At 37.8% G+C, this 10668-nt stretch carries 9 protein-coding genes; 6 read left to right on the top strand and 3 right to left on the bottom strand.

Annotation, left to right across the window (positions count from 1 at the left end):
- Positions 1 to 920: 920 nt before the first annotated feature.
- Positions 921 to 1340, bottom strand: a complete 420-nt coding sequence (locus AC1DND_RS08465; RefSeq protein WP_477580751.1) for a VOC family protein — start codon at positions 1338 to 1340, stop codon at positions 921 to 923.
- Positions 1341 to 1550: 210 nt separating this feature from the next.
- Between AC1DND_RS08465 and AC1DND_RS08460 the strand changes: the two genes are divergently transcribed.
- The 3 genes from AC1DND_RS08460 (at position 1551) to AC1DND_RS08450 (ending at position 4126) form a co-directional block, all read left to right on the top strand.
- A complete protein-coding gene (locus AC1DND_RS08460; protein WP_477580749.1) occupies positions 1551 to 2462 on the top strand; it encodes a UbiA prenyltransferase family protein in 912 nt (303 codons plus the stop codon).
- Between the two features lie 69 nt (positions 2463 to 2531).
- Complete coding sequence (locus AC1DND_RS08455) at positions 2532 to 3155, top strand: class I SAM-dependent methyltransferase (protein WP_477580747.1); 624 nt, start codon at positions 2532 to 2534, stop codon at positions 3153 to 3155.
- 74 nt (positions 3156 to 3229) lie between these two features.
- On the top strand, positions 3230 to 4126 hold the full coding sequence (locus AC1DND_RS08450; protein WP_477580746.1) for an NAD(P)/FAD-dependent oxidoreductase: 897 nt from the start codon (positions 3230 to 3232) through the stop codon (positions 4124 to 4126).
- Positions 4127 to 4141: 15 nt separating this feature from the next.
- On the opposite strand, the gene AC1DND_RS08445 is transcribed toward AC1DND_RS08450, so the two are convergent.
- The gene (locus tag AC1DND_RS08445; RefSeq protein ID WP_215130492.1) at positions 4142 to 4306 is read right to left on the bottom strand and encodes a hypothetical protein; all 165 of its coding nucleotides are present in this window, start codon (positions 4304 to 4306) and stop codon (positions 4142 to 4144) included.
- A gap of 209 nt (positions 4307 to 4515) precedes the next feature.
- Positions 4516 to 5967, bottom strand: a complete 1452-nt coding sequence (locus tag AC1DND_RS08440) for an amino acid permease (RefSeq protein WP_477580744.1) — start codon at positions 5965 to 5967, stop codon at positions 4516 to 4518.
- Positions 5968 to 6563: 596 nt separating this feature from the next.
- Here AC1DND_RS08440 and AC1DND_RS08435 point away from each other — a divergent pair.
- From AC1DND_RS08435 to AC1DND_RS08425, 3 genes are all read left to right on the top strand, one after another.
- The gene (locus AC1DND_RS08435) at positions 6564 to 6899 is read left to right on the top strand and encodes a PadR family transcriptional regulator (RefSeq protein WP_029275299.1); all 336 of its coding nucleotides are present in this window, start codon (positions 6564 to 6566) and stop codon (positions 6897 to 6899) included.
- A gap of 14 nt (positions 6900 to 6913) precedes the next feature.
- Positions 6914 to 8653 carry a PspC domain-containing protein gene (locus tag AC1DND_RS08430; protein ID WP_477580741.1) on the top strand — a complete coding sequence of 580 codons (1740 nt, stop codon included), beginning with the start codon at positions 6914 to 6916 and terminating at the stop codon, positions 8651 to 8653.
- Positions 8654 to 8696: 43 nt separating this feature from the next.
- On the top strand, positions 8697 to 10668 hold a 1972-nt coding region (locus AC1DND_RS08425; protein WP_477580739.1), incomplete at its 3' end, for a TonB-dependent receptor domain-containing protein.

The raw sequence follows: 10668 nt of genomic DNA, 5'->3' as shown, positions 1-10668 counted from the left end.
CACCTCGTTTACACCGAGGGGGTCGGGGGTTCGAACCCCTCATTTCCCACTCAAGTCCTTCAGTTTTACTGAAGGACTTTTTTGTTTGATATTTATTGAAGCTGGYTCAGAGCACCTCGTTTACACCGAAGGGGCGTCCCGATTGGGATCGGGATCATTTCCCGCTAAGCCTTTAGTAAAATTAGACGGCTTTTAATTCATATAGAAATCACTTTCCTATTAAGATTTCTAAAAGCAATAGACATCCCAAAATAATTAAACAGTTGTTAAAGATGTTTTACACCTATATTCTATATTCCAAAACGCGCGATAAACATTATATCGGTTCTACTGTTAACCTAACAGTTAAAGAAGCACAATACAAATCATTCAGGTTTTACCGGGCATACTGGTGATTGGTTTATTGTCTGGTTCGGGATTTTTGATAATTTAAGAGATGCAAGAATTAAGGAAAACCAGATTAAAAAATGGAAAAGCAGGGTTATGATAGAAAAATTGATTGCATCAACTGGTTTATGTCACCTCCTTTATACCGTGAGGATCGTCCCAATTTCAATCGGGATCATTTCCCACTTAATTCCTAAGAGGCTGTATCATAAGTGTAACATTGTCATCCTGAGCTTGTCGAAGGACCTCTTTTAAATATCTTAAAGGCGTTTCGACAAAGCTCAACATGACAAATCTATCGGAAATACAACTTATAATACAACCTTTTTTGTTTGCGAAAATTATATTCGTCATTTCGAGCGGAGTGCAACGCAGTCGAGAACCCGAAGGCTCGGCGAAGCTAAATCTTTCTAGATAGATCTCTCTCCCGAAAGTTCGGGACTGCGCTTCAGTCGAGATGACGATTTTTCTATTAAATCCTGTCATTCTGATCAGATAGCTATCCAATCAGAAGACAAAATGGATTAAATACATTATTTAGGCTCCCACAACTCAATCTTATTGCCCTCTCCATCCATAATATGGATAAATTTACCATAATCGTAAGTTGCAATCTCATCGAGTATGGTTACACCGTTTTCTTTGAGTTTGTTTACGAGCCCTTCAATATTCTGTACACGGTAGTTAATCATGAAATCTTTTTTGGACGGCGAAAAATATTCATCCCCTTTTTTGAACGGACTCCATTGAAGTGATTCGACCTCATCAGGATTATTGAGGTTTCTGGATTCAAAACTCGAGGTGCCCCAGGCACTCATTTCAAATCCTAAATTTTTAGCATACCAATCTTTCGTTTCCTGCGGATTATCTGAAAAAAAGAAAATGCCACCAATTCCTGTCACTTTTGGAGTGGTATCTGCAGTCGAATTTAAGTCGTCTTTTTGTTCTTCCATGTTATTTTTCTATTTGGCTGAGTGTAAGTGTTGTTACAATCAATGTCGTTTTTGTTAATTTTTCTCAATGGCCCAATATAGCAGAAAATCACTTCTTCTAAAATATGTTTTTTCTTCACAGAAATGAGTTTAGATAGATTGTAATTTATGTTTTATTTATTTACCTTATTCAATTATATATCCGAAATTGCCAGCTGAAAATTGCGGCAAATGTTCGGTAAAATTATCAGGTTCATTTTCTTTGGAAACTACTTCGTGGGTATTTTAGCTGTTGCCCTAACGCTCGAAGCAACCTTCCAATTAAGGTTGCCACTTAATTCATTAAATTACTACCTGTTGTTGTTTCTGGCGCCAACCATCTATTATACCTACGCTTACAATAAGGTTTCTACCAAACCATCAACAACTAATCCACGCAATCAGTGGTATTTCAAACATAAAATGTTTATCAACTGGAGCCAGGCTGTGCTTTTTATTATTTGTATGCTGTTGGCCGTAAATCTGCTCTATCAAAACTTTCAGCATATTACGGGCCTGCCCATCAGTTATTGGATAGCTATATTGATCATYATCATTGCAGGCGGCTTATATTATGGTTTACTGCCCAGATCTTTCCTCAAATTTAATCTGCGCAATACAGGCTGGTTAAAAGCTTTTGTAATTGGTTTTGTATGGGCCTGCTGTGCCAATGTGCTGCCGCTGATTATGCTTAAAATTGAAACTGGGGTTGGCTACCACGATTCTGTATTGTGGACCTGGCTATTTATTAAAAACTGGATGTTCTGCACGGTAAATGCAATCATTTTTGATATTAAAGATTATCCAACCGATGCTAATAGACATTTAAGGACATTCGTAGTACGTTATGGCCTGCGCAGAACAATTTTCAGTATCCTGATCCCATTGCTGATTATAGGTTTAGTTTCTTTAGGCATATTTGCCAGTTACAAAGGTTTTGGATTGCCACAGGTTTTATTTAATGTGTTGCCTTTTATCCTGACCATTTATGTGGCCTATTCTATGCACCGCAGAAAAAATATCCTTTATTATCTGATGGTAATTGATGGACTTATTTTGTTTAAGGCGATATGTGGAATGATTGGGATGCAGTTTGTTCATTAAGTATAAAGACTAAAGCCGATATTATTTGAAAAGTTCAATCTTGATACCTAATTCTCATTACCTGATACTATGCTTAACAACTATGATAAAATAGCAGGTCATTACGATGCTTTAAGCCGTTTGGTGTTTTTTAAATCGCAGGTTAATGCGCAGGTCAATCAACTTCCATATATTCAGGAGAATAGCCATATATTAATTGTTGGCGGAGGAACCGGGTGGATCCTGGAAGAACTCTCGAAGACTTATACCGGATTAAAGATCGTTTATGTTGAAATATCCGCTAAAATGATTGCGCTTTCTCAAAAACGAAGCTATGAAAATAATCACGTTGAATTTGTAAACATCGGTATCGAGGATTTTAAAACTGATGTATTATTTGATGTAATTTTAACACCTTTTCTGTTTGATAACTTTGCCGAACAACGCGCTGCAAAGGTGTTTGTACAGTTAAATGGGTATTTAAAGAAAGATGGATTGTGGTTTCTGGTTGACTTTTCGTTAAATAAAACCAACGGAAACTGGTGGAAATGGTTGTTAATCAGATCGATGTATGGCTTTTTTAAATTGTTGGGCATAGTAGAAGCGTATCAGCTTATTGATATGAATTCTTACTTTTTCAAAGCCGATTATCTGATTGTTGAGGAACGGCTATATTATGGAAGCTTTATTAAGGCAACAATCTTCAGAAAATAAAAATGACATTCATTTAATGCAATTATGTTGCGTTTGATAATTCGTTTTGGATCTTTGTATTAAAAGATATAGATATGGATTTTGATGTAATCATAATTGGTGGAAGCTACGCTGGTTTATCTGCCGCATTAACTTTGGGTAGGGCGACCAGAAATGTTTTGGTAATTGATGCCGGTAAACCGTGCAACAGGCAAACGCCACACTCGCATAATTTTTTAACGCATGATGGTCATGAGCCTGCAGCTATTTCTAAAGCTGCTAAAGCAGAAGTACTGGAATATCCAACAGTTAGATTTTTAGAAGGGAAAGCCATTTCGGCCATACAAATAGATGGAGGTTTTAATGTTGGCATAGAAAACGGCGAAAATTTTACTGCACGAAAAATATTGTTGGCCACAGGTTTAAAAGATGTGCTGCCTGATATTAAAGGTTTGGCTGAATGCTGGGCAATTTCTGCTATACATTGCCCTTATTGCCATGGTTACGAGGTGAAGAATGAAAAAATAGGCCTGTTAATGAATGGCGAGCATGCATTTGAGATGGCCAAAACCCTGAACCATTGGAATAAAGATTTAACGGTTTTAACCAATGGTAAATCGCAGCTAAGCGCCGAGCAGACTGAAAAACTGAAATCCAAATCAATTAGTATTATAGAAGATGAAGTTGTTGAACTACTGCACAATAATGGTTATCTCGAAGATGTTGTTTTTAAGAATGGTGAAAAAATAGCCTTAAAGGCGATTTACCTCAAATCGGATGTTGAACAACATTGTAATTTCAACGAACAGCTCGGTTTTGAATTAACAGATTTAAAAATGATAAAAGTAGATGAGCAGCAGCAAAGCACTGCCAAAGGCGTTTATGCCGCAGGAGATTGTGCAACCTTGTTCAGGTCGCTATCTATTATTACAGCTGCAGGAACAATGGCCGCAGTGGTAATGAATAAGGAAATGATTTCTGAAGATTTTTGATCAACCATCGGAAATTTAAAATAAGATTGCGCCAACAATTGTTGCAATAAACATCGCTGCTATTACGATTCTATCAGCAGTAATCCATTGCGCTCTTGTAAGTGGTGTAATACTTTTTTTTTCGCTTTCTGCTTTGTGCCTGGAAAGCCTGAAAACTGATGTGTCTAATTTAATAAGCATAGGAATGAGTTTAATAGGGTTAATTTTCTTAAGACAAATCCCAAGCCAAAAACTAAGAAAAATGTTGAATTGTTAATAACTTATACTTTTTTGTTATTCCGCTGATATTTATACGTTTATCAGTGCAATTAGTTGGGTAACCGCTGATTAAGCTGTCTAGAAAATGAAACAGCTTAATCATGCTATCTGTATAGTAATGAGTTTATTACCTATCGTTCTGTTTTATCTTTCTGTGCTTTTAATTTGCTATTCTTTTTACCGTACCAGAAGTAAATGGCTAAACCAATAATTAACCAGACCGCTAACCTAACCCAGGTTTCCCAAGGTAAAAATACCATCATGGCAATACAGGTTAAAATGCCCAAAATAGGGATTAAGGGCACAAAAGGAACTTTAAATGGACGTTTAGCTTCAGGATTTGTTTTTCTTAAGATCAAGATGCCAACGCAAACCATTAAAAAGGCCAACAAGGTACCAATGCTTGTCATTTCGCCTACCACATTCATGGGGACAAATGCAGCAAAAAGTCCAATAAATACACAAAGTATAACGTTCGATTTATATGGTGTTTTAAATTTAGTATGTACGTCAGAAAACATCTTTGGCAATAAGCCATCCTTACTAATGGAGTAGAACATTCGCGACTGTGCCATTAAATCGATTAAAATTACAGAAGTATAACCGATCAAAATCGCCAAAATAATAGCCTGACTTAACCAGGCGTAAGGTGTTTTTTCGATGGCAATGGCTACTGGAGCACCACTGTTGGCAAATTCTTTATAATTGGCCAGACCAGTCATCACATGCCCGAACAAACCAAATAAAACCGTACAAACCACTAATGATCCAATGATGCCGATTGGTAAATCTCTCGCTGGATTCTTTGTTTCCTGTGCCGAAGCTGCCACGGCATCGAAGCCGATAAATACAAAAAACACTAAACCAGCACCACGTAAAACGCCACTCCAGCCAAACTGACCAAAAGTTCCGGTATTTTCGGGGATGTATGGATGGTAGTTTGCAGGATCGATATATTGCCAGCCCAGCGCAATAAAAACCAATACCACACCAACTTTAAGAAACACAATAATTCCATTTACAATGGCAGAGCCTTTGGTGCCACGGATTAATATGGCTGTCATTAATACCACCACCAATGCTGCAGGGATGTTTACAATGCCATTAACGGTAGAGCCATCGGCAAGTTTAGCGGTTTCGAAAGGGGATAAGGTTAATTGCGGAGGAAGATAAATATGCAAGCTGGCTAAAAGCCTGGTTAAATACTGCGACCAGCTGATGGCTACTGTAGCACAGCCCACAGAATATTCCAATACCAGATCCCAGCCTATAATCCAGGCGAAAAGTTCGCCCATGGTAGCGTAAGAATAAGTATAGGCACTGCCTGCAACTGGAATCATGGATGCAAACTCAGCATAACACAAAGCTGCAAAACCACAGCCCAATGCCGCGATAATGAAAGATAGGGTAACTGCCGGACCAGCGTGATTGGCTGCGGCCAAACCTGTAATGGAGAATAAACCTGCACCAAGCGTTAAGCCTACGCCAATTAAAATAAGGTTTATCGGCCCTAAGGTTCTTTTGAGCGTTCCTTCGCCGCTTTCGTTTGCCTCAGCAACAATGCTGGCAATAGATTTTTTCATGAAAATAAGTTAAGACGCTGCAAAATTATTAAAATATATTAAATCTATAGTATTTATATATTTAATTCCTCGAAGCCTGGACGGGCGTGTGCGCAAGCGGATCTTGGAAATCTAAAACGGTCGCTACAAATTTCTTCTTTTAGAAAATCTGCGTCCTGTTTTTCATGGGAGCTGCAGTCCCGCCATCGCTTGTAGTCCTCTCCCGATGAAAAATCGGGATGCGGGCTACCTACTCTGTCGGGTTTATTTACAAGGGGCTGTTCTGGCATTATCCCAAGATCATTACTAGTAATACCAGCCCTCTCCACCTTAAACCTGATAGAACCGAATAGCTCCCGATTTTATCGAATATTTTATATTTAAAGGGTATCTAAATCGGGACTATAGGTGATAGCAGGACTGTCGAAACCTAAGGAATACAGGCCCCTGCTTTACTAAAAAAAGCTATAAATACTTAGTTTTTATCTACCTAAACCTTAAACATGAAATTTTTATTAAAAATTAATTAATTAATAATCAGGTATTTATGAAATTACTTTAATTTATTTTAGTACTATGTATTGCATGGTAGTATATAAAACATATATCTTTGTATTATGATAGCAGAAAATACGCAAACACAAATGCGGAAGGGAATTCTGGAGTACTGTGTTTTATCAATCATCTCCCGGGGCGAAATATATGCTTCGGATATTATTGCCGAATTAAGGACGGCAAAGCTATTGGTGGTTGAGGGTACATTATATCCATTATTAACAAGGCTTAAAAACAATGGTTTATTAAGCTACAACTGGGTAGAGTCTACCTCAGGTCCACCGCGTAAATATTATACCTTAACCGAAGACGGTCGGGGTATTTTATCACAACTAGATCAAACCTGGCAGGAGCTGGCTTATGCTGTAGGTATTTCACAAAAAGGAGCCAATTCATAAATATTAAAAAGGAAATGGAAAAGACCATCATCATAAACATAGGGAACACGATTATTCATATTGAAGAAAGTGCTTACGAACTCTTAAAGGCCTACCTGAACGAAGTAAAACAATATTTTGCCAACCATGCAGATGACCTTGAAATTGTAACGGATATCGAAAACCGGATTGCCGAACTGTTAACCGAGCAATTGGAAGAGCAGAAAAAACAAGTGGTAGATTCGGCCAACGTAAATTCGGTGATTGCGCAAATGGGCAAGGTGCAGGATTTTGACACGGTAGAGGAAGGTGAAGAAGAGCCAGTGATCAATAACAGCTATCAATACCAATACACGGAGAAAAAACTGTACCGCGATATGGACGACCGCGTGGTAGCGGGTGTTTGTGCGGGTATTGCACATTATGTAAACGCAGATCCTAAATGGATTAGGTTGGCTACATTACTGATCAGCTTTGCTGGTGGATTTGGATTGCTGGTGTATGCCATACTCTGGATCATCATGCCAAAAGCCAAATCGCGTATCGAAAGAATGGAAATGAAAGGCGAACCTGCAAATCTTCAGGGTTTCCAAAAGAACTTAGATGAAGAGCTACAGGCCGTTAAGGAACGTTTGAGCGAAGTAAATAAACATGCTCAGCCGATATTTGCCCGTTTAGGGAATTTTATAGGAGAATTTTTCGAATGGCTTGGCCGCTTTATTTCGGGCACCGGAAAGGTTATTTTTAAAGTAATTGCGGGTTTTATCGTTGTATTTGGCGTACTCTTTTTAATTGCTTTAATTATTGGTACGGCCGCTTTTCAGGGGTTTTGGGATGCGAGTATTTACGAATATTTTCCCTTCTCTATTATTAATGAAGGAAATAGGGGGGCAATTTTATTTGGTGCATTTATTGTTTGCTTTGTACCGATTTTAGCCCTGGTATTATTCTCGATCAGGGTAGCTTTTAACAAACAGGCCATTAACAAAACACTTTCTTTTGCCCTGTTAATTATCTGGTTGGCCGGTGTAGCTATAACAGGTTATCAAGCAGCTAAAATATCATCAGAATTTAAGCAACATGCGGAGTTAACACAAACAACCGACCTGAAAGCTTATCCGGTGTATACCATCAATATTGATAAAAGTAAATATTTCAGTAAAGAAGATAGCGCGGCTTACCACATTGATGCGAACAATCGCCACCAGATTGTAGTTGACGATTTTGAAGACGGACCTTTTGTTTCGCCGAACCGTATCCGCATTGATATTAACAAAAGTGAAACCGGTGTTACCCGTTTAACACAGAAATACGAATCGCAGGGTAAAACTTTTCAAAGTGCCTTACAAAATGCACAGAACATTAGCTACAATTATGTAGTGAAAGATGCTGAACTGATTTTTAGTCCGCGGTTTCAATTGAGAAAAGGAACCATTTGGAGAAACCAGGAAGTAAGGTTAAATCTTGAAATTCCAGTGGGTACAAAATTAATTTTAAAGCAGGATGCTTACCGCTATGTTAATAATTACTGGACCTGGGAATGTAACGACAGCGAAAACGACCACAACGATTCTAGTGTATGGATTATGACGGATGATGGTTTGAAATGCGTTGCAAAATTAAAAGAAGAGGCGTTAAAAAAGGAAAAGTTAGAGCAAGAGCTACGTGATTTAGACCATTTGCACCAAGATAGGCCTAATGATACCCTTTATCAGGACTCTGTATCAAACCGGATTAAGGAAGTTAAGGAAGAATTGGGTATAGCGCCTGAATAATACGATCCGATAAACATCATAAAAGTACCTATAAGAAAAAACCATGAAAACATTATTTACGCTAGTTGCATGCTTTATGGCATATGGGGCTTCTTTTGCCCAAAAATTAAATAAACTTACAGGGAAAATTGTTGATGAAAAGACTGTTCCGGTATCGTTTGCGATTGTTAGGGTGCTGAATTATCCTGATACCACTGTGGTTAAAAGCGTATCGACCAATATCGAAGGAGCGTTTGCAATTGATCAGTTGAAAAGCGGCGAGTATGTATTGTCGATTTCTATAGTGGGTTTTAAAAGTAAAAAAACTAACCGTTTTTCGCTTAACGAAGACATGAAATTACCTGCTATCACGATCGAAAGTTTAAGCAAACAATTAAAAGACGTGAGCGTTCAGGGCAAAAAACCTTTTATTGAACATCAGATCGATAAAATGGTGCTGAATGTAGAGAACAGCATTATTGCAACAGGTGGTACGGCGCTCGAAATTTTAGAGAAAGCGCCGGGCGTACAGTTAGACAGGCAAAATGACCAAATTTTATTAAACAATAAATCAGGTGTAATGGTGATGATTGATGGGAAGAACAACTTTTTATCGAGTGCCGATTTAACGGTTTATCTAAATGGCTTAAGCAGCAGCCAGATTGCTACCATCGAAATTATTACTAACCCATCGGCTAAATATGATGCTGCCGGCAACGCGGGTATCATCAACATTAAACTTAAAAAGAACAAAGCATTTGGCACCAACGGAAGTGTCTCTTCAACCTATCGCAATGCAATAAGGGCTAACTTACCCACCAACATTTACGGATCGGAGCTTAACTTCAATTTAAATCACCGTGTAGAAAAGTGGAATTTTTTCACCAATGCAAATGCTTCAAAAAATAATAATTTTTCGAATTTATTTTTAGAGCGGAGCACCAATGCCAATGGTTTACAGAGTATGTTTAACCAGAATTTTCAAAAAATATATACAGGATCGCGGTTGGCCGCAAAACTAGGTGCAGATTATTACGCAGGTGAAAAAACAACCATTGGTATTATGCTTGATGGCAGTACGAATACACGTAAATTGGATAATTTCTCTCAAACCTTTATAAACGAGATTAAGGATGGAGTTGCCAGCAATAATTCGTTAATCCAATATTCTGATGCGAATACCCCAAACAAAAATTATAGCGCAAATTTTAATATCAGGCATGATTTTAAAAAAGAGGGCGCAAGTTTAAACTTTGATGCCGATTACTCAGGCTTTGATTACTCGGGTCTGGAAAATTTTAACACTAACTTTTACGATGAAAAAGGGACTGTTTACAACAATACGATCATTAAAAACGATAGTAAAACAGCCATTGATATTTATGCTGCAAAAACAGATTTTACCTGGCCGCTATCAAAAACTACAAAATTGGAAACCGGTTTAAAAAGCGCTTATGTAAAAACCAATAATGATTTTTTATCGTTGGCATTGGTAAATAATGAATGGCAAAATGTTGTAGGGCAAAGCAATAATTTTATTTACAAAGAAAACGTAAATGCAGCTTATGCAAACTTATCAAAAGATCTGGGTAAGTGGCAATTTCAGGCTGGTTTACGGGCAGAGTTTACCCAATCTACCGGAACATCTGTAACCAATAATACATCGGTAAAACAACATTATTTATCATTATTTCCAACGGTTTTTGTTAATCAGAAAATTTCTGAAAGTAGTAATCTACGTTACACCTATGGCCGACGGATAGATCGACCAAATTACCAGCAGTTAAATCCATTTAATTTTTACATGGATCCTTATACCATAGCACAGGGAAACCCATACTTAAAACCCCAGTTTACCAATAATTTTGAGGTGAGTTACAATTATAAAAGCGGATTATTTTTTTCATTGAGTTATGCTAAAACAAAAGATTTAATTTTAGATAGTAAAACCGCACAAAACGATAGCACCAGAATAGTTACTGTAGGCCAAGGGAATATTGGCAGCGGGGAATACTACTCGGCCGGGTTATCTGTTC

Source organism: Pedobacter sp. 01N416, assembly GCF_056399685.1.
The sequence above is the reverse complement of the archived record's forward strand: the minus strand, read 5'-3'. Positions and strand labels throughout refer to the sequence as shown.

Bases quoted from the DNA above. Each gene is read 5' to 3' on its own strand.
- AC1DND_RS08465 (WP_477580751.1), bottom strand. From the start codon at position 1,340: ATGGAAGAACAAAAAGACGACTTAAATTCGACTGCAGATACCACTCCA.
- AC1DND_RS08455 (WP_477580747.1), top strand. From the start codon at position 2,532: ATGCTTAACAACTATGATAAAATAGCAGGTCATTACGATGCTTTAAGC.
- AC1DND_RS08450 (WP_477580746.1), top strand. From the start codon at position 3,230: ATGGATTTTGATGTAATCATAATTGGTGGAAGCTACGCTGGTTTATCT.
- AC1DND_RS08445 (WP_215130492.1), bottom strand. From the start codon at position 4,306: ATGCTTATTAAATTAGACACATCAGTTTTCAGGCTTTCCAGGCACAAA.
- AC1DND_RS08440 (WP_477580744.1), bottom strand. From the start codon at position 5,967: ATGAAAAAATCTATTGCCAGCATTGTTGCTGAGGCAAACGAAAGCGGC.
- AC1DND_RS08435 (WP_029275299.1), top strand. From the start codon at position 6,564: ATGATAGCAGAAAATACGCAAACACAAATGCGGAAGGGAATTCTGGAG.
- AC1DND_RS08430 (WP_477580741.1), top strand. From the start codon at position 6,914: ATGGAAAAGACCATCATCATAAACATAGGGAACACGATTATTCATATT.